This window comes from Kitasatospora sp. NPDC051984, assembly GCF_044593455.1.
Taxonomy (GTDB): Bacteria; Actinomycetota; Actinomycetes; order Streptomycetales; family Streptomycetaceae; genus Kitasatospora.
This window is the reverse complement of sequence record NZ_JBIUCB010000009.1, coordinates 116,665-138,682: the sequence shown is the minus strand read 5'-3', so window position 1 is coordinate 138,682 and position 22,018 is coordinate 116,665. Positions and strand designations below refer to the sequence as shown.

General features: G+C 73.0%; 22 protein-coding genes and 2 pseudogenes. 16 read left to right on the top strand and 8 right to left on the bottom strand.

Annotated elements, in window-relative coordinates; translation table 11 throughout:
- The first annotated feature begins 14 nt into the window (after positions 1-14).
- The gene (locus ACIHEI_RS19825) at positions 15-719 is read left to right on the top strand and encodes a response regulator (protein ID WP_396607531.1); all 705 of its coding nucleotides are present in this window, start codon (positions 15-17) and stop codon (positions 717-719) included.
- Between the two features lie 141 nt (positions 720-860).
- On the opposite strand, the pseudogene ACIHEI_RS19820 reads toward ACIHEI_RS19825, so the two are convergent.
- Positions 861-1,088: pseudogene (locus tag ACIHEI_RS19820) on the bottom strand (phosphatase PAP2 family protein); the annotation flags it as partial.
- A 34-nt stretch (positions 1,089-1,122) separates the two neighbouring features.
- On the opposite strand from ACIHEI_RS19820, the gene ACIHEI_RS19815 reads away from it, so the two are divergent.
- A complete protein-coding gene (locus ACIHEI_RS19815; protein WP_396607618.1) occupies positions 1,123-1,302 on the top strand; it encodes a hypothetical protein in 180 nt (59 codons plus the stop codon).
- Positions 1,303-1,535: 233 nt separating this feature from the next.
- On the opposite strand, the gene ACIHEI_RS19810 is transcribed toward ACIHEI_RS19815, so the two are convergent.
- Positions 1,536-3,116, bottom strand: a complete 1,581-nt coding sequence (locus ACIHEI_RS19810; RefSeq protein WP_396607530.1) for a TauD/TfdA family dioxygenase — start codon at positions 3,114-3,116, stop codon at positions 1,536-1,538.
- Positions 3,117-3,256: 140 nt separating this feature from the next.
- On the opposite strand from ACIHEI_RS19810, the gene ACIHEI_RS19805 reads away from it, so the two are divergent.
- Positions 3,257-3,934, top strand: a complete 678-nt coding sequence (locus tag ACIHEI_RS19805) for an SMI1/KNR4 family protein (protein ID WP_396607529.1) — start codon at positions 3,257-3,259, stop codon at positions 3,932-3,934.
- A 13-nt stretch (positions 3,935-3,947) separates the two neighbouring features.
- On the opposite strand, the gene ACIHEI_RS19800 is transcribed toward ACIHEI_RS19805, so the two are convergent.
- The 3 genes from ACIHEI_RS19800 to ACIHEI_RS19790 are packed head-to-tail and all read right to left on the bottom strand — an operon-like array spanning position 3,948 to position 7,142.
- A complete protein-coding gene (locus ACIHEI_RS19800) occupies positions 3,948-4,667 on the bottom strand; it encodes a hypothetical protein (RefSeq protein ID WP_396607528.1) in 720 nt (239 codons plus the stop codon).
- Positions 4,664-6,010 carry an AAA family ATPase gene (locus ACIHEI_RS19795; RefSeq protein ID WP_396607527.1) on the bottom strand — a complete coding sequence of 449 codons (1,347 nt, stop codon included), beginning with the start codon at positions 6,008-6,010 and terminating at the stop codon, positions 4,664-4,666. The genes ACIHEI_RS19800 and ACIHEI_RS19795 overlap by 4 nt, the downstream gene beginning before the upstream one ends.
- 49 nt (positions 6,011-6,059) lie before the next feature.
- Entirely contained in the window at positions 6,060-7,142 is a 1,083-nt protein-coding gene (locus ACIHEI_RS19790; RefSeq protein WP_396607526.1) for a pyridoxal-phosphate-dependent aminotransferase family protein, read from the bottom strand.
- A gap of 115 nt (positions 7,143-7,257) precedes the next feature.
- Here ACIHEI_RS19790 and ACIHEI_RS19785 point away from each other — a divergent pair, with 115 nt between their 5' ends.
- The 4 genes from ACIHEI_RS19785 to ACIHEI_RS19770 are packed head-to-tail and all read left to right on the top strand — an operon-like array spanning position 7,258 to position 10,163.
- Complete coding sequence (locus ACIHEI_RS19785; protein WP_396607525.1) at positions 7,258-8,343, top strand: amidohydrolase family protein; 1,086 nt, start codon at positions 7,258-7,260, stop codon at positions 8,341-8,343.
- Positions 8,344-8,353: 10 nt separating this feature from the next.
- Positions 8,354-8,914 (top strand): hypothetical protein, encoded by a 561-nt coding sequence (locus tag ACIHEI_RS19780; RefSeq protein WP_396607524.1) that lies wholly within the window; start codon positions 8,354-8,356, stop codon positions 8,912-8,914.
- Entirely contained in the window at positions 8,914-9,450 is a 537-nt protein-coding gene (locus tag ACIHEI_RS19775; protein WP_396607523.1) for a hypothetical protein, read from the top strand. Before ACIHEI_RS19780 ends, ACIHEI_RS19775 begins: the two co-directional genes overlap by 1 nt.
- 35 nt (positions 9,451-9,485) lie before the next feature.
- Positions 9,486-10,163 (top strand): uracil-DNA glycosylase, encoded by a 678-nt coding sequence (locus tag ACIHEI_RS19770; RefSeq protein ID WP_387646283.1) that lies wholly within the window; start codon positions 9,486-9,488, stop codon positions 10,161-10,163.
- Between the two features lie 50 nt (positions 10,164-10,213).
- Here the strand turns inward: ACIHEI_RS19770 and ACIHEI_RS19765 are convergent, their stop codons facing one another.
- Positions 10,214-10,510: a hypothetical protein gene (locus ACIHEI_RS19765; RefSeq protein WP_380485970.1), complete on the bottom strand. Its 297-nt coding sequence runs from the start codon at positions 10,508-10,510 to the stop codon at positions 10,214-10,216.
- 411 nt (positions 10,511-10,921) lie between these two features.
- Here ACIHEI_RS19765 and ACIHEI_RS19760 point away from each other — a divergent pair, with 411 nt between their 5' ends.
- From ACIHEI_RS19760 to ACIHEI_RS19750, 3 genes and pseudogenes are all read left to right on the top strand, one after another.
- On the top strand, positions 10,922-13,522 hold the full coding sequence (locus tag ACIHEI_RS19760) for a SpoIIE family protein phosphatase (RefSeq protein WP_396607614.1): 2,601 nt from the start codon (positions 10,922-10,924) through the stop codon (positions 13,520-13,522).
- Between the two features lie 81 nt (positions 13,523-13,603).
- Positions 13,604-13,762 (top strand): annotated as a pseudogene (locus tag ACIHEI_RS19755) (response regulator transcription factor); the annotation flags it as partial.
- 138 nt (positions 13,763-13,900) lie between these two features.
- Entirely contained in the window at positions 13,901-14,587 is a 687-nt protein-coding gene (locus tag ACIHEI_RS19750; RefSeq protein WP_396607522.1) for a histidine kinase dimerization/phosphoacceptor domain-containing protein, read from the top strand.
- Positions 14,588-14,598: 11 nt separating this feature from the next.
- On the opposite strand, the gene ACIHEI_RS19745 is transcribed toward ACIHEI_RS19750, so the two are convergent.
- On the bottom strand, positions 14,599-15,279 hold the full coding sequence (locus ACIHEI_RS19745; protein ID WP_396607521.1) for a hypothetical protein: 681 nt from the start codon (positions 15,277-15,279) through the stop codon (positions 14,599-14,601).
- Positions 15,280-15,528: 249 nt separating this feature from the next.
- Here ACIHEI_RS19745 and ACIHEI_RS19740 point away from each other — a divergent pair, with 249 nt between their 5' ends.
- Positions 15,529-16,461: an SCO1860 family LAETG-anchored protein gene (locus tag ACIHEI_RS19740; protein WP_396607520.1), complete on the top strand. Its 933-nt coding sequence runs from the start codon at positions 15,529-15,531 to the stop codon at positions 16,459-16,461.
- 158 nt (positions 16,462-16,619) lie between these two features.
- Complete coding sequence (gene glnII, locus ACIHEI_RS19735; protein WP_387646263.1) at positions 16,620-17,642, top strand: glutamine synthetase GlnII; 1,023 nt, start codon at positions 16,620-16,622, stop codon at positions 17,640-17,642.
- Between the two features lie 74 nt (positions 17,643-17,716).
- On the opposite strand, the gene ACIHEI_RS19730 is transcribed toward glnII, so the two are convergent.
- Complete coding sequence (locus ACIHEI_RS19730) at positions 17,717-18,481, bottom strand: GNAT family N-acetyltransferase (RefSeq protein WP_396607519.1); 765 nt, start codon at positions 18,479-18,481, stop codon at positions 17,717-17,719.
- Between the two features lie 330 nt (positions 18,482-18,811).
- On the opposite strand from ACIHEI_RS19730, the gene ACIHEI_RS19725 reads away from it, so the two are divergent.
- The 4 genes from ACIHEI_RS19725 (at position 18,812) to ACIHEI_RS19710 (ending at position 22,015) form a co-directional block, all read left to right on the top strand.
- Positions 18,812-19,975, top strand: a complete 1,164-nt coding sequence (locus ACIHEI_RS19725) for a M48 family metallopeptidase (protein ID WP_396607518.1) — start codon at positions 18,812-18,814, stop codon at positions 19,973-19,975.
- A 99-nt stretch (positions 19,976-20,074) separates the two neighbouring features.
- On the top strand, positions 20,075-20,608 hold the full coding sequence (locus tag ACIHEI_RS19720) for a hypothetical protein (protein ID WP_396607517.1): 534 nt from the start codon (positions 20,075-20,077) through the stop codon (positions 20,606-20,608).
- 94 nt (positions 20,609-20,702) lie between these two features.
- Positions 20,703-21,242 (top strand): hypothetical protein, encoded by a 540-nt coding sequence (locus tag ACIHEI_RS19715; RefSeq protein ID WP_392951902.1) that lies wholly within the window; start codon positions 20,703-20,705, stop codon positions 21,240-21,242.
- Positions 21,239-22,015 carry an MOSC domain-containing protein gene (locus ACIHEI_RS19710; RefSeq protein WP_392951905.1) on the top strand — a complete coding sequence of 259 codons (777 nt, stop codon included), beginning with the start codon at positions 21,239-21,241 and terminating at the stop codon, positions 22,013-22,015. The genes ACIHEI_RS19715 and ACIHEI_RS19710 overlap by 4 nt, the downstream gene beginning before the upstream one ends.
- Positions 22,016-22,018 lie beyond the last annotated feature (3 nt).

Genomic DNA, 22,018 nt, shown 5'->3' with positions numbered 1-22,018 from the left:
GACAGGAGTTGCTGATGACACCCGCACCGATCCGGGTGCTGCTCGCCGACGACGAGCCGATGATCCGCGCGGGGCTGCGCGCCGTGCTCACCACCGACCCGGGCATCGAGATCGTCGCCGAGGCCGGGGACGGCCGGGAGGCCGTCGAGCTGGTCCGGCGTCACCGGCCGGACGTCGCCGTGCTGGACATCCGGATGCCGGGGACGGACGGCATCGCGGCCGCCGCCGAGATCCGTCGCAGCGGCCTGGCCACCGGGGTGCTGATGCTGACCACCTTCGGCGAGGACGACTACATCCTGCGCGCGCTCAGCGGGGGCGCGAACGGCTTCCTGATCAAGTCCGGCGAGCCCGAGGAACTGCTCGCCGGGGTGCACGCGGTGGCCGCCGGGGCGGCCTACCTCTCACCCAAGGTGGCCGCCCGGGTGGTCGCCCACCTGGCCGCCACCGGGGCCGGTGGCCCCGCCGACCGGCGTGCCGGGGCCCGGGAACAGGTAGCCGCCCTGACCGCCCGGGAACGGGACGTGCTGACGCTGATCGCGGCCGGACTGTCCAACGGCCGGATCGCCCGCCGGCTGGGCGTGGTCGAAGGCACCGTGAAGGCCCATGTGAGCTCCATCCTGGCGCGGTTGGGGGTGGCCAACCGGGCGGCGGCCGCCGTCCTCGCGCACGAGGCCGGGCTGACCCTCGGTGCGAACTGCGCGGGCGGTCCGCGGGACTGAGGCGGGCGGGGCGGACAGCAGCCACCCGAGCACCGGCACCCCGGTCAGGGCCGACACGGCGCGGGTGGCCGCCGGCCGCAGGGCGAGGACCACGGCCGCCGTGACCGTTTCGCCGAGCGCGGCGCCGGCGAGCACGTCGTGCGGGTAGTGCACCCCCGCCGCCACCCGCAGCGCGGCCGTGGCCCCGCCGACGGGGACGGCCAGCAGCGCCCAGCGCGGGCGCAGTAGCACCAGCCCCGTCGCCAGCGCGACCGCCAGGGTGGCGTGGTTGCTGGGGAACGACCAGTCGCCGGGCGGCGGGCAGTCGCCGACCGCCGTGCCGGGCAGCCCGGTCAGTGCCCGGCAGGGCCGCTCCTCGTCGAGGAGCACCTTCAGGACCTCGCTCGTCCCGTAGGCCAGCACCGTGCCGAGCCCGACCAGCGCCACCCCCGCGACCACCCCGGCGGCCCGGCGGGCCCGGGCCGTCCACCAGCAGTACGTCAGCAGCAGCCCCAGCACCAGCAGCCCGGCCTCGGTGGCCGGCTCCAGCAGCGCGGCCACGGTGTGCGGGGCATCGCCGACGGCCTCCGCCACCCGGCGGTAACCGTCGGCCGACCACCGCGCCGGTTCCGTTCCGCCGCCTTGTTCCGGTGCCAGCAGCGCCACCGCCGCGGCCCCCGCGCTGAGCACGGCCGCGGCGAGGACGGGCCTGGACCCCGTCCCGGATTTCCTGTGCGTGTACGTCATGGTCCGGACGGTACGAGTCGGCGCACCCGTGTGGCCCGGCCCGAAAGTCAACCGGCACCCCTGACGATGGTCAGGGTTGACACCGGCGTGTCAGCTCATCAACTCCAGGAGCAGCGGCCGGAATTCGGCGAACGCCGGGGTGCCGACCGCAGGGTCCTTCGCGGCCTCGTCCCAGCGGCGGACGGTCACGGCGTCGGCGGCGAACGGGCCGGCGGCGAACTCCTCGGCCTCGGTGGGGGTCATCGGGCCGCCCTGGAGGCCGAGGGTGTGGACGGAGGCGGGGGAGAGCTTGGCGAAGTAGTCGGGTTCGGCGGTGCAGAGGTAGCGCTTGGCGGGGACGTGCAGGCGGACGGGCTCGGTGACGGCGGTGGGGAAGTACCGGGAGAGCCAGTCGGCGGCGGTGTCGCCGTGGCGGTTGTCGGTGCCGGCCATCAGCTTCAGGCCGCTGCCGTGGAAGTGGCCGATGTCGTGGAGCAGTGCGGCGGCCACCAGCGCGGGCGGGGCGCCGGCCGTCCGGGCCAACTGGCCCGCCTGGAGCATGTGTTCGGCCATGGTGACGGCCTCGCCGAGGTACTCACCGGCGCCCTCGCCCGCGAACAGGGCCTCCAGTTCGTCGAGCGCGGCGACGTTGCGGCGCAGCACGGAGAGGGTCGAGGAGAGCGAGTCGAGGTCGGCGTAGCAGCCCTGGAGGTGGCGGCCGCCGGCCTGTTCGAAGGCGGTGCGGGCGTGCAGCAGACGGGTGTTGTCGAAGATCAGGCAGTCGCCCGGGCCGAGCCGGAACTCGAGCCGGAGTTCCGGGCGGAGGGTGATCGCCGCGAAGCGCCGGTACGCGGCGTAGAAGGCGTCGAGTTCCGCGCCGTCGAGCGTCCGCAGGGTGTCGATGGAGCGGTTGTTGAAGCGGATCTCGCGGATCGCGCCGCGCGGGTCGAGCCCGATCATCGGCAGCTCGGCGGCCAGGTCGGCGGTGCGGTCCCGGTAGCGGAACGGCACCGGGGTGCGGGCGAGCAGCGCGAACGCCTCCGGGTCCTCCTCGCGCAGCAGCGCGGCGGCGCGGAAGCCGTCCACCAGGCCCGAGTCGCCGCCGGCGGCCTCGTTGCGCAGGCAGTGCAGCAGCTGGAGGGTGGGGACGGGGTCGCGGTACGGGTTGTCGGTGTGAGGGGCGATGGCGGCGTCGGTGAACGCGAAGTTCACCGCGTCGGGCTCCACCCGGACGTCGAACAGCTCGCCGTAGTTGGTGTCCCGCACATACCCGAACGTCCCTGCCACGGCGAGGACTTGACGCTCCTCCGCCGGGACGCCGCGGAGCACCGCGAAGCCGGAGCGGCGGACGGCGGAGAGGACGGCGATCCTCTCCTCCGGGTCGGACAGGTAGCTCGACCAGTCGGCCTCGGGCAGGCCGCGGGCGAAGTCGGCGGCCTCCCACAGGCGCTTGCCGTGCTCGGTGCGGTGGTCGCCGGCCGCCTCCTCGGGCGCGTCCCAGCCGGTCGGGTAGTGCGAGCGGTGGCCGTCGGACCAGAGCACGTGCAGCCCCGTTTCGTCCCGGTGCGCCTCGGTGGCGGTCAGGCCGTCCGGCAGGTCGCCGATCTGGAACCTCTTCTGCCCGCTGCGCGGGTTGCGGCACTCGGTGCACGGACAGTTGTCGCGCAGCCAGTAGGGGTTGGGGACGGACATGGGAGCAGCCTCCGGTTGTACAGACAACTTCGCGGGGCTGCTCAGCCAAGTCCGCGCTTGCGTACACCGGTTGCCCAGGCGGTGAACGGTCGGCCACCGGAAGCCGAACCCTGTCCGTGGGGGCCGCTAGCGTGCGAGGCATGACGCTGGACCTTGCCCGTGACCTGCCCGCCGCCCTCGCCGACCGCGCCGCCGCGTGGCGGCTGATCGCCGACCTGGCCGCCTTCTGGGGTGCCCCGCTGATCCCGGACAGCGGCTGCACCGATGCCGAACTCGACGCCGCAGAGGCCCGGTTGGGGCTGCGCCTGCCCGCCGCGCTGCGCGAGGCGTACCGGCTGATCGGCAACCGGCCCGACCTGACCAGCAACCAGGACACCCTGCTGCCACCGGACAGGCTCTACCTCGACCAGGACTGCCTGGTCTATCGCGTGGAGAACCAGTCCTGCGCCTACTGGGGTATCCCGCTCGCCGCCCTCGGCCAGGACGACCCGCCGACCGTCGCCTGGCCGGACGTCGCACCGTCCGTGCAGGTGGAGCTCACCCCGTGGACGGCCGGCTTCTCCGCCGAGTGCCTGGGCATCCTGCTGGCCGAGCCGCTGTTCGACGACAGCGCGTTCGTGGACGGCGCCGAGGCCGACCCGAACGACCTGACTGGCTGGACGGAGCTGCCGCGCGTGCACGCACCCGGCGTGGACACCCGGTTCTTCGCGCGCCCGGACGCCCTGCTGATGATTCAGGAGGGGGCGTGGCTGGCAGTGCGCGCGGTGGACGAGGAGGCCCTGGACGCGATCTGCGACGAGCTCCCGGCGGCGCCCTGACTCGAACACCGAGTCAGAGACTGTGTGCCAGCCGCCAGGCGTCGAGCGCGGCCACCGTCCGCTGCCCGACGACGGTCGGTGCGAGCGTCGGCTTCAGCCCGGTCATCGCGTGGACGACGTCGACGAACGGGGAGTCCAGCAGGGCCCGCGCCACATCGTCCGCGTGCGGGTCGCCGTCCTGGACCAGGGTGAACCAGTCGCGGATGTTGGAGCAGGCACGGTGGAAGGCGTCCAGGCGGCCCTTGACCAGGTCGCCCCGGTTGAGGCCGAACACCTCGATCGTGCGCCGGCCTTTCCTGGACCCGACGACCGGTTCGTACTCGCCGCTCCTCAGGAACAGCACCAGGTGGTCGGCGGGGTCCTCGGCGGTCGGGTCGATCAACAGGCAGGTGCCGTCTGTGTCGACCGGGTACGCGTCCCGCTTGGCGTTGCTGTTGCAGAAGGAGCAGGCGAAGAGGTGGTTCGGCCAGTCGAACGCCCGCAGCGGGGCGCTGTCGATCGGTTGGAAGTGGTCGATGCCGGTGCCCCGGCTGTCGTCGCAGTACATGCACCGGAGGTTGCCGCGGGCCATCGGTTCCAGGGTTCGGTGAATGTGCTGCTTGGGTGCCGCGGCCCGCTTCCAGTGGTCGCGGGCCGTTTTCGAGTCGCCGCCGGCCGCCGCCACGCGTCCGGTCCACTTGGTCAGCAACTGCGCGGAGTCGGCCGGCAGGGGTGTGCGGGGGAGCGGGATCACCGGTCCGGCTCCAGCCTGGCGGACACCTCGGCCACCCTGCTGCTCAGTGAGCTCGTGAGCCGCTCGCCGAGTTCCTGGTACTCGGCGATCTCCTCGGCGGAGGCCGTTTCGGCGTACACCTTGCGCTCCAGCGCGACCAGCCGCCGGCGTTGTCGTTCGGCGCGGTTCGAGTAGGGCGTCTCCAGGCCGAACAGCTCCGAGAGCACGGCGTCGTCGCCGCTGCCGTAGACGACCCTGTGGTACAGGTCGTCATCGACGACCGCTGCGGGCTGCTGCTCGTCGACGCCCGGGAGGCGGATCAGGCTGCCCGGGTCGGCGGCCTGGCAGATGTAGGGGCTGTGGCTGGTGACGATGAACTGGATCGCCGGGAAGTGCTGCCGCAGCCAGTCGCCGATCTTGCGCTGCCAGGTGACGTGGAGGTGCGCGTCCACTTCGTCGATCAGCACCACGCCGGGCAGGTGGACCGCGATGCCTCCGCCGGGGATCGGCTGGGAGAGCAGGGTGCCGTAGGTGCTGTGGAGTTGGCGCACGATGTCGAGCACCAGCGCCACCACCGTTCGATAGCCGTCGCTCATCTCCCGCAGCGGGAAGCCCCGTCCGTTCCGGCCGTGCTCGCGGACCCACAGCCCGTCGGCCGTCACCCGCTGGATCTGGTACTGGTCCGGCAGCAGCCCGTCCTGGAGCAGGCCGAGCACCTTTGCGAGCAGTGCCGCCGCTCCGCCCGGCCGGTCCTCCTCCTCGTACGCCCGCAGCCGCAGGTCGATGAGCCAGGCCACGCCTTCGGCCAGCGAGGCGTCCTCGTGGAACAGCGTGGCCAGGCGACCTCGAGGCCCCTGATTGATCATCAGGCGCTGGGCCTCGCTGGACCCACCGGTGAGTCGCCGGAACGGGCCGTAGCCGGCGCAGAACCAGCCGAACGAGTTCTCCGCCCAGGGCCCCCGGGAGCCGCTCTTCGTCGTGCTGGGGAAGGCGCTCAGGGCGGGGCGGGCGGGGTGATCGGCATCGGCGGGCGGACGTGTCCAGCGCAGTCCCAGCGAGATGGGTCCCTGCGGGGTCTTGCCTGCTCCCGCGAAGCTGTCCAGCGGCGATTTGTGGGTCACCTCGATGTCCACCGCCCCCTGCCTGGCCCCGGTGGTCACCCACCCAGTGAAGTCCGGCACCAGGGCCTGGGCGACGCTCGGGCCGCTCACGGCCAGGGCGATCGCTTGGAGCACGGTGGACTTGCCCGAGCCGTTGCGTCCGGCCAGGACGGTCCAGCCGCTGCCGCCCGCCAGCGGCAGGTCCACGGCGCGCTTCCCGGTGAAGCCCTTCACGTTCCTGAGCTGGACTCTGGTGATGTACATCCGTGCTCCCTCGTCGTCCCGGACCGCCGCCGCAGGCTGTGGCGCAGCGTCAGATCGCCTGCTCCCAGGCCTCGGTGGCTGCCGCCACCGCTGCCGCGGCCGAGACGTCGGTGGCCTGGGCGAGGGCTTCCAGGGTGGCGATGACCGTTTCGGCGGTGGCGGCCGGGCCGTAGTGGTTGAGGCGGAGCATGGTGGTGGCGAGGGCGCCGCCGCCGGCCTGGACGGGCAACTGGGGGGCGTGGCGGCGGAGTTCGGCGGCGAGTTCGGTGGCGTCGAGGCCGTCGGCGGTGCGCAGGGTGGTGGCGACCGGGGCGGCGTGCTCGGCGGCGCGGACGTAGGGGGTGAGGGTGCCGAGGGCGGTGGCGCCCGCGCGGGTGGCGGCGGCTGCGGCGCGGTGGCGGGCGATGACTGCGTCGAGGGTCTCGGCGGTGATCGCGTCCAGGCACTCCTCGAGTGCGAGCATCTCCAACTGGGCGGGGGCGTGCGGCAGTTGGGTGCGGCCGGCGTCGGTCCAGCGGGCCTTCCAGTCGAGCAGCGAGAGGTAGGAGCGGCGCGGCGCGGCCGGGTTGGCCTCGATCCGCTGCCAGGCCCGCTCGCTGACCGAGACGGCCGAGACGCCGGCCGGGCCGCCCATCGCCTTCTGGCCGCCGATCACGCACAGGTCGATGCCCCAGGCGTCGGTCAGCAGCGGCTCGGCGGCCACCGAGGCCACCGCGTCCAGCATCAGCAGCGCGCCGTGCTCGCGCACCACGGCGGCGATCTCGGCGACCGGATTGGTGTTGCCGGTGGCGGCCTCGGCGTGCACCAGCGAGACGAAGTCGATCTCCGGGTTGGCGCGCAGCGCGTCCGCGACCTGCTCGGCGGTGACGGCGGCGTCGAACGGCGCGGCCAGGTCGACGACCTTGGCGCCCGCGTCGCGCAGCCAGCCGCCGAAGGTCTGGCCGTAGGGGCCGGTGATCACGTTCAGCGCGGTCGAACCCGGGTGCGCCGCGCCCTTGATCGCCGCCTCCAACGGCAGCAGCGCCTCGCCCTGGGTGACGATCACGTCGGCCTCGGTGTGCAGCAGCGCCGCCACCTTGTCCTCGATCGCGGCGAACCGGTCGGCGGTCATCGGGGGAAGGTCGAGCAGCATGCGGGGAGGCCTTTCGGGCAACGGGGTTTCGCCGGGGCGACGAGGGGGTCGCCGTCGAACAGTGTGCCGCAGATCGCCCCGTGCGCCCGCACGGCTGCCGAGTACAGTGCCAGGCATGACAGACGGTGGGGTGCTGCACATCAAGGGCCGGGTGCTGGTCGGGCCGGAGGACGTCCGGGACGAACTCTGGGCGGTGGACGGCCGGGTGACCTTCGCGCGGCCCGCCGCCGAACCCGCCGCCACCCTCACCGGCTGGGCGCTGCCCGGCCTGGTCGACGCCCACTGCCACGTCGGACTGGACGCGCACGGCGCCGTCGACCGGGCCACCAGCGAGAAGCAGGCCCTCACCGACCGGGACGCCGGCACCCTGCTGATCCGCGACGCCGGCTCCGCCGCCGACACCCGGTGGATAGACGACCGCGCCGACCTGCCGAAGATCATCCGGGCCGGGCGGCACATCGCCCGCACCCGCCGCTACATCCGCAACTACGCGCACGAGATCGAACCCGGCGACCTCGCCGCGTACGTCACCGCCGAGGCCCGGCGCGGCGACGGCTGGGTCAAGCTGGTCGGCGACTGGATCGACCGCGGCGTCGGCGACCTCGCCGCCTGCTGGCCCGGCGACGCGCTCACCGAGGCGATCGCCGCCGCGCACGCCGAGGGCGCCCGGGTCACCGCGCACTGCTTCGCCACCGAATCGCTGCCCGACCTGCTGGCCGCAGGCATCGACTGCATCGAGCACGCCACCGGCCTCACCGAGGAGTTGATCCCCGCCTTCGTCGAACGCGGCGTGGCGATCGTCCCCACCCTGGTCAACATCGCCACCTTCCCGGGCCTCGCGGACGGCGGCGAGACCAAGTTCCCGCAGTGGTCCGCGCACATGCGGCGCCTGCACGAGAACCGCTACGCGACGGTGGGCGCGGCCCACGACGCCGGCATCCCGATCTACGTCGGCACCGACGCGGGCGGCTCGCTCGCCCACGGCCTGGTCGGCGAGGAAGCACTGGAGCTGACCAAGGCCGGCCTCACCCCCACCGAGGCCCTCGCCGCCGCCACCTGGTCCGCCCGCGAGTGGCTCGGCCGCCCCGGCCTCACCGAGGGCGCCCCCGCCGACCTGGTGATCTACGACGCGGACCCGCGCGCGGACCTGCGGGTGCTGGGGGCGCCGCGGCACATCGTGCTCAACGGCGCGGTGGTGTGACGTGGAGCGGATGACGGACGAGCAGGCGCTCGCGTGGTTCGAGACGCTGCCCGCCGACGTCCGCGCGCAGGTGGACGACAAGGTGCTGCAGTTCCGGCTGGTCTGGGCGATGAAGATCCTGCTGGACGCGGGGCGGGTCAGCCATGGGATCGGGCTGCACCAGGCCCAGGCGATCGTCGGAGCGCGCTGCGAGCACTACGGTGACCGGGTCGCGAACCCCGCGAACGTTCCCCTCGATCCGGCGGCGGTGGTGCGGCGGGCCGGGGAGGTCGGCGAGCGGGTGCTGGCGGTCGAGGCGGTTTGGGACGGGGACACCATCCAGAACTGGTTCGTCGACCTGGTCGCGGTCGGCGGGAGCCGCGACCACCGGCTGGTGACCGTGTACTGGAGCAACGCCGCCCGCTACCTCGGCTCCGACGACCGGATCGACGGCCGCCCACACATCGCGGTCGCCGCCGAACGGATCGGGCGCGGCGTCGCGGCGCAGCTCGGCGTCCCGTTCCACTTCGCCAGCCCCGACCGGCCGGACGACAGCGCCCCGCGCTGGGTGCGGCCGCGGGCGACGCCGTGATGACGGACGAGGAGGTTCTCGCGCTGTGGGAGGCGCTGCCCGCCGAGGCGCGTGAGCAGGTGGACGACCTGGCGCGGAAGGATAAGACGTACGGGATCGTGGTGCTGCTGCAGACGGCCCACGGCTTGAGCATTCCGCAGGGGTTGGGGATCGCTGTCGCCCGCCACGCGCTGCTGCGGCCGCCGGTCCCGGACGGGCCGGTGGATCCCCGGGTGCTGATCCGGAAGGCCGGGGAGGTCGAGGAGCGGGTGCTTGCGGTCGAGGCGGTCTGGGCCGGTGACTTGGCGCACGGCTGGTTCGTTTGGCTGTTCGCGATCGGTACGACGCGGGACCACCCGCTGGAGCCGGTGTACGCGAGCACGGCGACTCGGCACCTCGGCTCGGAGGAGAGCGACGACGGGCGGCCGCACATCGCGGTGGCGGCGGAGATGATCGGCGTCGCGGTGGCGCGGGCGCTGCGGGTGCCGTTCCACTTTGCGAGTCCGCGGACGCCCGACGGGCGTGCCCCGCGCTGGGTGCGGCCGTCGACCTCGTGAACTGGCGTTGTCAGTGCGGCCGATAGGCTTTCGTCATGGCTGCTCGACCCTTGCACGAAATCGTTGAACCCGGCTGGGCCCAGGCCCTCGCGCCGGTCGCCCCGCAGGTCGCCGCGATGGGGGACTTCCTGCGCGGCGAACTCGCCGCCGGGCGTACCTACTTGCCGCCGGGGCCGCAGGTGCTGCGGGCGTTCCAGCAGCCGTTCGCGGATGTCCGGGTGCTGATCGTCGGTCAGGATCCGTACCCGACGCCGGGTCACGCCGTCGGGCTGAGCTTCTCGGTCGCCCCCGAGGTGCGTCCGATACCGGCGAGCCTGGTCAACATCTACCAGGAGTACGGCAACGACCTCGGCTTCCCGCCGCCGTCCAACGGTGACCTGACGCCGTGGGCGAACCAGGGCGTCCTGCTGCTCAACCGGGCGCTGACCACCCAGACCCGCAAGACCAACGGACACCGCGGCAAGGGCTGGGAGGCCGTCACCGAGCAGGCCATCAAGGCGCTCGCCAACCGCGGTGGCCCGCTGGTGGCCATCCTCTGGGGCCGCGACGCCCGCGAACTGCGCCCGTGGCTCGGGCAGGTGCCGAGCATCGAGTCGTCGCACCCCAGCCCGTACTCCGCGTCCAGCGGCTTCTTCGGCTCCCGGCCGTTCAGCCGCGCCAACGACCTGCTGGTCCGCCAGGGCGGGCAGCCCGTGGACTGGCGCCTGCCGTAACTGTCCGGGGGCACATGGGTGGCCCGGGTTCGGGGCCCGGGCCGGTGGGGTCAGTGCTGGGCGACCTGGAAGCAGGCGACGTCGTACTGGGACGGGGCGCCCGCGTTGTTGTAGGCCGCTCCGCCGGTGCCGCCGTTGGTGCTGCCGAAGCCGGGCTCGTTGAAGACCGAGCCGGGTGAGGTGCCGGAGTGTCCGGGGGCCCCGGCGCCGGTGCCGGGGGTCTCGAAGCTCTGGCAGGACTGGTTCGGGGGTCCGGTCCCGCTCGGGTTGGCGGCGGCCATCGCGGTGGCCGCGCCGCCGAGGCAGAGCAGACCGGTGAGGAGCCCTGTCGCCACGATGCGCAGCATTTCTCCTCCTTCGGTGGAAACGCTCACGTGAAGCCGGACGGCTTCATGTCTCCCCACCCGTGAGTACGTACCGTGGCGGCGAAGTGTTCAGCGTTGTCGTCCGCAGTCCGAACTCCCGGCCGGGTGGCGGCGGGTGGCGCATGGGGTGGGGCCATGGCCCACACGATTCGGGTGCCGATCGCGGACGACCAGGCGCTGCTGCGCGGCAGCTTCCGGCTGGCTCGGTCCTCACCACGGGTGTAGGTGTGGGGTATGGCGCGGTTCGGTACCTGGCGAGCCGCCCTGTCGCGTGGCAGAGAGGCGGCTGCAGAACCGCGGTCGTCAGGCTCTGCGGCTGATCGGGGCGGTTCCGGCCGGCGACGGCGCGCGGCGTTCCTCGTCCCGCGCAGCCTCGCGGGCCGGGTGTTCGTGATGCAGCTGGTGGTGGTGCTGCTGCTGGTCGTGACCGCCCTGGCGGAGCTGCTGGTCCAGGCACACGACGACATCAACGAAAGGGCCCGGAGCCGGGCGATGGCCGTCGCGCAGACCTTCGCCAACTCGGCCGGGGTGGTGCCCGCACTGGCCACCAGCAACCCGTCGGCGATCCTCGAGCCCAAGGCCCTGGCAGCGTCGCAAGCCTTGGGCGACACGGGCATCCAGGTCATCAACGCGCAGTACGTCCGCGTGACCGACCGCTACCCGTACCGGGTCGGCACGATGGTGGAGCCCAACATCGTGCCCACCCTGTCCCGCGACCATCCGAACTTCGCAATCGTGCACACCAGCGCCGGTGGGAAGCAGATGGTCGCCCGGGTCCCGGTCTACGACAACGGCCGGTTCGTCGGATGGGTGGCCGCGAGCACTCACATCAGCGACATCAACGGTGTCGTCGGCATGCGCGTGCGCGTCCTCACCATCGGGGCTGTCGGTGCGCTGGCGGTGTCGGTGCTGGGGACGGCCTTGATCAGCCGGAGGCTCAACCGGCAGACCCGGGGCCTGGGGCCGGCCGAGATGACCCGGATGTACGAGCACCACGACGCGGTGCTGCACGCGGTACGCGAGGGTGTCGTGATCGTCGACGGTGAGGGCCGGGTGGTGCTCGCCAACGACGAAGCGCGGCGCCTGCTGGATCTGCCGCCCGACTGCGAGGGCCGCTTGGTGCCGGAGCTGGGTCTGGAGTCGCCGACGGCGGACCTGCTGGCCGGTGGCACCACGGTCAGCGACGAGGTGGTGGCAGCCGGAGAGCGGCTGCTGGCGGTGAACATCCGGCCGACCGGCCAGGTTGACGGCCCGCCCGGCAGCGTGGCCACCCTGCGTGACACCACCGAACTGCGCAGCCTGTCGGGACGGGCGGAGCAGGCCCGCGGTCGCCTGCGCCTGGTGCACGACGCCAGCACTGCCATCGGGACGACCCTGGACGTGACCCGCACCGCCGAGGAGCTCACCGAGGCAGTCGTGCCCCGGTTCGCCGACTTCGTCACCGTCGACCTGGCCCCCGGAGTCGTATCGGGCGAAGAGCCCACCGAGCGGGACTGCCGTGAGGTGGTCCGCGTGGCGATCGGCGGCATCCGTGACGACGCCCCCTTCTTCCCGATCGGCCGCACCATCGCCTTCGGCTGGGCCACTCCCCAGGGCCGGAGCCTGGGCACCGGACGCGCCAGGCTCGCACCCCGTCTCGCCGACGACGCCGCGTGGCAGGAAGTGGACCCGCCCGCCGCCCGCGCCCTGCTGGACCACGGCGTGCACTCGATGATCGCGGCCCCGCTGCTGGCCCGCGGCATCATGCTCGGGGTGGCCGAGTTCTGGCGCGCCGACACCACGGCACCCTTCGAGGAGGACGACCGCTCCGTCGCCGAGGATCTCACCGCGCACGCCGCCCTGTGCATCGACAACGCCCGCCGGTACACCCGCGAGCACACGCTCGCCGCCACCCTCCAACGCCGCCTGCTGCCCGGCGAATTGCTGCCGCAAGCCGCCCTGGAGGTCGCCCACCGCTACCTGCCCGCCCAGGAAGGGGCCGGCGGCGACTGGTACGACGTGATTCCCTTGCCCGGCACCCGGGCCGCCCTCGTCGTCGGTGACGTCGTCGGACACGGGATCCACGCCGCCGCGACGATGGGCCGCCTGCGCACCGCCGTGCACAACTTCTCCGCTCTCGACATCCCCCCGGACGAACTCCTCGGCCACCTCGACGAACTCGTCCAACGCATCGACCGGGAAACCGCCGACGCGGAGGACACCATCACCGGCGCCACCTGCCTGTACGCCATCTACGACCCCACCGCCGGTCACTGCACGCTGGCCACCGCCGGCCATCCGCCGCCCGTCGTCGTCCACCCCGACGGCAGCGCCTACTACCCGGACATCCCCCAGGGGCACCCTCTCGGCCTGACCGCTCTGCCTTACGAGACCGCCCGGATCGACCTGCCGCCGGGCAGCCTCCTGGTCCTCTACACCGACGGACTCATCGAGAGCCGCGAGCAGGACATCGACAGCGGCCTCCAGCTGCTGCGCGAGACCGCCGCCCACCCGCACCGCACCCCGGAGGAGACCTGCACCGCCATCCTGCGCCGCCTGCCGCCCACCCACCGGAACGACGACGTCACCCTCCTGGTCGCCCGCACCCGCACCCTCAGCCCCGGCAGCATCGCCGAATGGGACGTCCCCCAGGACCCCGCCGCAGTCGCCCACGTGCGCGCGGCGGTCAACGAGCAACTCGACGCCTGGGGCATCGAGGAAGAAGCCTTCGCCACCGAGCTCATCCTCAGCGAACTGGTCACCAACGCCGTCCGCTACGGCGCCCCACCCATCCACGTGCGCCTGATCCGCGACGCCGCCCTGGTCTGCGAGGTCTCCGACGGAACCAGCACCGCACCCCACCTGCGCTATGCCGCCACCACCGACGAGGGCGGACGCGGACTCTTCCTCGTCGCCCAACTCGCCGACCGGTGGGGCACCCGTTACACCGAAACCGGCAAGATCATCTGGAGTGAACAAGCACTTGATCACGTCTCCCCACCCGTGACTACGTAGCGCGGCGGCGAAGTGTCCGGCGTTGCCGCCCGCAGTCCGAACTCCCGGCCGGGTGGCGGCGGGTGGCGCATAGAGTGGGCCATGGCCGACACGATTCGGGTGCTGATCGCGGACGACCAGGCGCTGCTGCGCGGCAGTTTCCGGCTGCTGGTGGACTCCACGCCCGGCATGACGACGGTGGCGGAGGCCGCCGACGGGGCGGACGCCGTCCGGCTCGCGCGCGAACTGCGGCCGGAGGTGAAATCCCATATCGGCAGCCTGCTGGCCAAGTTGAGCGCCGGGGACCGCGCCCAGCTGGTGATCATCGCCTACGAGGCGGGGGTCGCCGAGCCCGGCATGTCGCAGCTCTGACGCCGGCAGCGAGTTAGTGTCGGCGGCATGGTGTCCGCATTCCGAAAGGCTTACGTGGTACGGAAGTTGATCGCGATCGACGCCGCCGTCGCGCTGGGGTTGGCGTTGCTGCCGGCGTTGTCCCCGTTGCGGGGGCAGGTCGGGGACGGTGTGCCCGGGTGGATGCTGTGGGCGGCTGCCGCGGCGGTTCCGTTGGTGGTCCGACGGATCTGGCCGTGGCCGGTGTTCCTCACGGTGCTCGCGGTGGCCGTGGCCTCGGTGCCGCTGGGCCTGGCGCCGACCGCGTTCCTGGCCGCCGCCTTCGCCGCGTACCCGGTCGCGCTGCTGACCGGTCCGCCGCCGTTCGGGCGGAGCGCGGCGGTGATCGGCGGGACGAGCGTGGCGGGCGTGGCCCTGCTGGCCGTCGGCGGCAGCCCGCACTACCCGGGCGGGACGCAGGCCGTGCAGGTGCTCTTCGGCGTGCTGGTGCTCGGCGCCACCTGGGCGGCGGGCCTCGCCGTGCGGGAACGCCGGGAGGGCGTGCGCCGGACCATCGAGCAGGCCGGGGAGCGGGCCAGGCGCGAGGAGCGGCTGCGGATCGCCCGGGAGATCCACGACGTGGTCATCCACCGCGTGGGCCTGATCGCCGTCAAGGCGGGCATCGCCAACCACGTCTCCGCCACCCGTCCCGCGCCGGCGCTCGGCCTGCTGCGGCTGCGGCGCTGGGGCGGTTGAGGGGTGGCGGGTCACCACTTGGAGGTGGTGCCGAGGGTGACGGCGGCGCCGGTGTCGGTGCCGGCCACGAAGACGCACACCTGGTAGGCGTCGAGCAGCGAGCCGTGGGTCCGGCAGGCCGACCAGCCGCCGCGGCTGTCGGTGGCGAGCGGCCAGCCGGAGGCCGTCAGGTGGCCGCGGACCTGGTCGAGGACCTGGCCGGCGTTCTGGCCGGAGGTGCCGCCCACGTCCAGGTCGTGCTCGCAGAAGTCCGCGGATCCGCTGCCGCAGCCGGAGCGCTCGGAGGTGATCAGGAGCCCGGCGGGCAGCGGGGCCAGCTCCGAGGCGGCCGGGATCTCGGCGGGTCGCCCGTTGTCGTGCAGGAACGAGCCGAACAGCCAGCTCGCCGCCCCCACCAGCAGCGCGCAGCCCACCATCAGCGCGGCCGCGAACCCCCGGCGGTCGCCGCTCTCGCCCTTGTGCACGGGCCATACCAGGGCCAGACCCACCAGCGGCACCACGGCCAGGACGCACCCGGCGCCCACCAGGCCCGTCCAACGCACCTGCTGGGGAAGCCAGTTCAGCATTCCGGCCGCCGCTGTCAGCGTCGCCGCCGCGAGCACTGCCGCGATCACCGGCCTGGCCCACCCCTTCGGTGCCGCGAGCAGCCAACAGCCCAGCGGTACCGCCAAGATGATGATTCCTACCGTCATGGTTGGCCACTCTGCCCTGTGACCCGCCCCGCCGGGAAGGCTCCGATGTGTGCCGGAATCCCTCCGGAAACGGTCAGTCCGGATCGTCAACCTCACCCGAAGGAGTGAACTGACGCTCCGTGTTGCTGGGGTGACGCACGGTTCGAGAAGACTGGCGGCAGTCGAGAGCGCGAGCCCCCTCCCCGTGCCGGTGTGCCGGGTGAGGTCGCGGGTGCGCTCTGTCGTTCACCATGTGTGGGGGTTCCTGTCATGTCTGTTCTGCGCACGGTTGCCGTGTCCACCCTGGCCGTGTCCGCGCTCGCGCTCGCACTGCCGCTGCCGGCCTACGCGGCCGACGGCAGTACGCCGGCCAAGCCCGGGAAGGCGAGTGCCGTGACGGCCGAACTCGCCCTGAACGTCACGCTGTTGAATGCCGTGAAGGTGCCGGTCGAGGTGGCCCTGAACAAGGTGGAGTCGCCGGCCCAGCGGGACGGGGCGATGCTCACCGCCACGGTCGACGGCGTGGACAACGGAAAGCCGGTGAACCTGGTGAAGGCCCAGGTCGGCAAGTCCGTGACCAAGGTGGACGACAAGCTGGCCACCGCCTCGGTGCAGCTGGTCGGCGCGGACGTGCACGTCCCCGGCCTGCCGCTGACCACGCTGCTCGGGCTGGACGCGATGAGCACCGAGGTGACCTGCCCGGTGGACGGCCAGCCGACCGCCAAGGTGACCGCCCCGGTGAAGCTGACGGTGCTCGGGAAGTCGGTGACGGTGGGCCTCAACTCGCCCACCCACGTGGACGTTCCGGCGATCGGCTCGGTGGACGTCGAGTTCTCCAAGAAGACCGTCACCAGCAGCACCGCCGCCGCCTCCGCGCTGGAGGTGCAGGTGTCGATCAACCCGCTGAACCTGAACGTCGCCAAGGTGGACGGCAAGGTCACGGTCGCCGGGGTGTCCTGCGAGAAGCCGGTGGCGGCCGTCACGCCCGCCGCCGCCACCTCCGGCGCGCCGAGCCCGTCCGGCTCCGCGGCCGGGACCGCGCAGAACCGTACGGCGCCGAAGGAGGCCGGTGAGGAGCTGGCGTACACCGGCTCGACCGGCACCACCGCGATGGCCGCCGCCGGCGCCACCCTGCTGGTCGCCGGCGGGGCCGCGGTCTGGATGACCCGCCGCAAGCGCGCCGCGCACGCCCGCCAGCGCTGAACCCCGGCGGTGTGCTCACGCTCCGGCGCCTCCCGGAGGGTGAGCACACCGCTGCGGTCCGTTGGTTCACATGGGCGTTACATAGGAGGAACAACCGGGAAACGGCGGCTTGCGAGGCTACGCAGGCACCCACCACCCGAGCAGTGAGGTTCACCGCGATGGCAATCAAGGCCGAGTACATCTGGATCGACGGCACCAAGCCGACTGCGAAGCTGCGCTCCAAGACTCGGGTCCTGCCCAACGCGGACAAGATCCCCACCTGGGGCTTCGACGGCTCCTCCACCAACCAGGCTGAGGGCCACGCCTCGGACCGCGTGCTCGACCCGGTGCGCGTCGTCCCGGACCCGATCCGCGGCGGCGACAACATCCTGGTGCTGTGCGAGGTGCTGGAGACCAACGGCACCGCCCACGCGTCCAACAACCGCGCCCTGCTGCGCGAGGTCGCCGAGAAGTACGCCGCCCAGGAGTCGATCTTCGGCATCGAGCAGGAGTACACCTTCTTCAAGGGCTCCCGCCCGCTCGGCTTCCCCGAGGGCGGTTACCCGGCCCCGCAGGGCGGCTACTACTGCGGCGTGGGTGCCGAGGAGGTCTTCGGCCGCGAGATCGTCGAGCTGCACCTCGACCGCTGCATCGACGCCGGCCTGGCGATCTGCGGCATCAACGCCGAGGTCATGCCCGGCCAGTGGGAGTTCCAGATCGGCCCGGTCGACGCGCTGACCGTCTCCGACGACATGTGGATCGCCCGCTACCTGCTCTACCGCACCGCCGAGGAGTTCGGCATCGACGCCACCCTGGACGCCAAGCCGGCCCGTGGCGACTGGAACGGCGCGGGTGCGCACACCAACTTCTCCACCAAGGCGATGCGCGAGGGCTACGACGCCATCATCACCGCCTGCGAGTCGCTCGGCGCCTCCCAGGAGAAGGTGCTGGAGCACGTCAACCAGTACGGTGACGACATCCAGTCCCGCCTGACCGGCAAGCACGAGACCGCCCCGTGGAACGTCTACTCGTACGGCGTCTCCGACCGCGGCGCGTCGGTCCGCATCCCGTGGCAGGTCGAGGTGGAGCAGAAGGGCTACATCGAGGACCGTCGCCCGAACGCGAACGTCGACCCGTACGTGGTCACCCGCCTGATGATCAACACCTGCTGCGAGGCCCTGGAGAAGGCCGGCCAGGTCTGATCCGCCACGCGTCACGCAACGGCGCCCGCTGAACCCTTGCTCGGGGGTTCGGCGGGCGCCGTCGTGTTTCTCGGTTACATCTTGACGAAGCCGTGGGTGCGGCCCACCGTCACGAAACCGCGCCGGGCGTACCACGCCTGCGGCCAGTCCTCGGCGTCCGCGACCAGGAAGCGCAGGCCGTCCGGGGCCTGCTCGGCGGCCAGGTGCAGGGCGGTGGTCAGCACCCGGTCCGCGAGGCCGCGGCGCTGATGGTGCTCCGCCGTCGCCAGATCCTCGACCTGCGCGGTGCCCGCCGCGTCCTGGTACAGGTCCGCCCAGGAGCCGAACTCGCCGTCCTCGTCCCGCGCGGCCAGGATCAGCACTCGCTCCGCGCCGGCCTCGCGGGCCGTGCGCCGCGACACCAGCTGCGCGATCGAATCGTCCGGGGCCGACGGCAGCCAGCAGCGCCACTGGCGCTCCAGCATCGGCGCCAGCTCCGCCAGTTCGACCTGTTCGGCGCCGCCGCGAGCGGGCACCGGGCCCTGGTGGACCATCACCAGCTCGACCTCGTGCCGGTACCCCGCCGCGACCAGGCCCGGGGCCAGCGCCTGCGCGGACGCGTCGTCGAACACCGCGATCCGCCGGTGCTCCAGGTGCCCGAGCACCTCCTCGGCCAGGCCCGCCACGTCAACCCCGCTCGGCGGGGCGTCCAGGATCAGCTGGTTGTGCTCGTGCGAGTACCGGTATCGCTCGCTCAACACCGCGAACCCGTCCGGCAGTTCGGTTACCTCGTCGGCCTGCCGGCGGGCGAACCCGCGACGGAAGTCCAGTGCAGTCCGCAGACTCTCTTCGCCCACCATCGGGCCATCGTAGGCCGGACCGCCCGCTCCGGCCGAAGGGATATTCGGCTTCAGTCTCCTGTGGGGGGAGACCGCAGAGTCGGGGTCATGGACGGCGAGGAGCTCGTGACGATCGGGGCACTGGCACGGCGGTGCGGCTGGCCGGTGCCGCCGCCGCTGACGCCCGTGTTCGGGTGGCTCGCGGCGGCGTCGGCGGCCTGACGGTCGGCCGGGCCGCTCGGCGGGTGGCAGGCGCCGGGCGCCCCCGATTTCGCGCCCGCCTGCCTCTCGCTCGTCCGGCGGCGCCGGGCGCAGGGGTCCGACGGCGCGCCCGGTCACTACGCTGGGGGCATGGCCGACACACCGACCCCCGTTCCGTCCGGTGACTTCACCCCGCAGGAGGTGGCTCGCGGCCGGGCGTTGCGGCGGGCGCAGCTGCCGTGGGCGCTCGGCGGGCAGCTCGCCTCGCTGGCGCTGTCGGCCGTGCTCGGGTTCACGGCGGCCGGGGCGGGGCTGGTGACGGCGGTCGGCGGCTGGTTCGGCGGCAGCTGGGCGGCCGAGGTGCTCGGCGGGAGCGCCGCGCTGGTGCTGCTCGGACGGGCCGTGACGCTGCCGTTCTCGGCCAAGGTTCGTACCGCCCGCGCCGGTTTCGGCCTCGTCACCCAGGGCTGGAAGGGCTGGGCGGTGGACGCGGCGCGCGGGACGGCGGTGACGCTGGCGCTGTTCCTGCCGCTTGCGCTCGGCCTGTACGCGCTGATCGGGCACTCGCCGACGGGCTGGTGGGTGCCGGGCGCGCTGGCCGCGGCGCTGCTGACGGTGGCGATGTCGTTCCTGCACCCGCTGGTGTTCGAGCCGCTGTTCAACCGTTTCTCCCCGATGCCGGACGGCGAACTGCGCACCGCCCTGTTGGAGTTGGCCCGCCGCGACGCCATCGCGGTGCGCGACGTGCTGGTCGCCGACGCGTCCCGCCGCACCACCGCGCTGAACGCGTACGTGTCCGGCTTCGGCCCGACCCGGCGGATCGTGGTCTACGACACCCTGCTGGAGACCGCCGAGGCACGCGAGGTCGAACTCGTCGCCGCGCACGAACTCGGCCACGTCAAGCACCGCGACGTCGCCACCGGCACCGTGCTCGGTGCACTCGGCGCGGCCGTCGTGGTGCCGGTGCTGGCCGCGCTGCTGGCCTGGCAGCCCCTGCTGGACGCGGCGGGCGCCGCCACCCCGCAGGACCCGCGTTCGCTGCCCCTGCTCGCGGCCCTCGCCGCCCTGCTCGGCGCGCTCAGCCTCCCCGCCCAGTGCGCGGTCAGCCGCCGGATCGAGACCCGCGCCGACCGGCACGCCCTCGAACTCACCGGCGACACCGAGCAGTTCATCGCCATGCAACGCCGCCTCGCGGTCGCCAACGTCTCCGACCCCAACCCACCACGCGCCCTGGAACTCCTCCTCGCCACCCACCCCAGCGCCACCCGCCGCATCGCCGCCGCCCGCAACTGGCAGGCGGAGCAGCATTCCTGACTGCGGGTGCCCTGGGACCCGGCCCGCTTGGTCCAAAGCGGTGGTCGGACGGCCCGGGTGCGGGAGAGAATCCGGCACGGGCCGACCGAGGGGGAACACATGACAGACCGTCCGTTGCTGATGCTGGACGTCGACGGGCCGATCGCCCCGTTCGACCGCTTCTTCCGCCCCTGGGGCTACCGGACGCACCGGGTGCCGTCGCAGACCTGGCGGCAGCGGCAGCTCGACAAGGGCGTGACCGACCCGAAGCCCTTGCGGGTCTGGCTGAACCCCGCCCACGGTCCGTCCCTGCTCGCCCTGCCGTACGACCTGGTGTGGGCCACCGCCTGGCAGGCGGAGGCGGACGAGCACCTGGCGCCGCTCCTCGGCCTGCCGCAACTGCCCTACGTGAGCTGGGAGTCGATGCACCACAAGGACCCCGACGGCCTGCACTGGAAGACCCGGCAACTGGTCTGCTGGGCCGACCAGCGGCCTTTCGTCTGGATCGATGACGAGATCGGACCCCAGGACACCGAGTGGATCGCCGCCAATCACCCCGGCGAGGCACTGACGATGAAGATCGACCACCGGTCCGGGCTGCGGCCCGAGCACTTCGCCCGACTCACCGCCTGGGCCGGGGAGCTCGGCCGCTGAAGGTCGCCGCGCCGCGCCGCCCCGAGGGCAAAAGCGCTGGCCGGAGGGTGCGCGGGTGGGGGAGAATCCGGCATCGGCCGCCGAGGAGGAACGCATGACGGACCGTCCCTTGTTGATGCTGGACGTCGACGGACCGATCGCGCCGTACGTCGGGAGTCCGTACCGGCGGCCCGAGGGGTACCTGACGCACCGGGTGGAGTCGCAGGCCTGGCGGCAGCGGCAGCGCGAGATGGGCGTGCGCAATCCGAAGCCGCTGCGGGTGTGGTTGCATCCCGGCCACGGCCCGTCCCTGTTGGCGCTGCCGTACCGCCTGGTGTGGGCGACCACGTGGCGGGCGGAGGCGAACGAGCACCTGGCGCCGCTGCTCGGGCTGCCGCAACTGCCGTACGTCGACTGGGAGTCGATGCACCACGGCGATCCGGACGGCTTGCACTGGAAGACCCGGCAGTTGGTGGCCTGGGCGGCGGGGCGGCCGTTCGCCTGGGTGGACGACGAGATCGAGCCGCAGGACGCGGCGTGGATCGCCGACCATCATCCCGGGCCGGCCCTCACCCTGAAGATCGATCACCGGTACGGGCTGCGGCCCGAGGACTTCGTACAACTCACCGACTGGGCCGAGGAGATCACCCGTTGAAGGTTGCCGCGCTGTACCGCCATCCCGTGAAGTCGATGCTCGGCGAGGAGATCGTCCGGGCCCGGATCGACGAACGCGGCATCGAGGGCGACCGCCGCCGCGCCCTGCTGGACGTCACCACCGGCCGGATCGCCAGCGCCAAACAGCCGCGCGCCTGGCGGCAGTTGCTGACGATGAGTGCCGAGACCAAGGACGACGGGGTACGGATCACCGGCCCCGACGGCGGCGAGCTGGACGAGGACGGGATCAGCGCGCTGCTGGGCCGCCCCGTCCGGCTGATCACCGAGCGGCCGGCCGGCTCCGTGCTGCTGCGCTCGGTGCCCGAGCAGGTGCTGGCGGACGGCATCGAGGCCGAAGTGGAGTACACCGTCCAGGACTTCGGCAAGGCCGCCGCCCCCGGCAGCTTCTTCGACTTCGCGCCGCTGCACCTGATCACCACCGCCAGCCTGGCGGGCACGCCGGCGGTCCGTTACCGGCCCAATCTGGTCCTGGAGACGGACGGGGAGCCGTTCGACGAGAACGCCTGGGTCGGCCGCGAGCTCACCGTCGGCCCGGACCTGCGGCTGCGGCTGATCGCCGCCAGCCCGCGCTGCGCCGTCCCGACCCTCGCGCACGGCGAGCTGCCCGCCGACCCGGAGGCGCTGCGTCGCCCGGCCCGGCTGAACCGGGTCGAACCGCTGCCCGGCATGGGCCCGTTGCCGTGCCTGGGGGTGTACGCGCAGGTGCTCACCCCGGGCACCGTGGAGGTCGGCGACCGGGTGGAGGTGCACTGACCG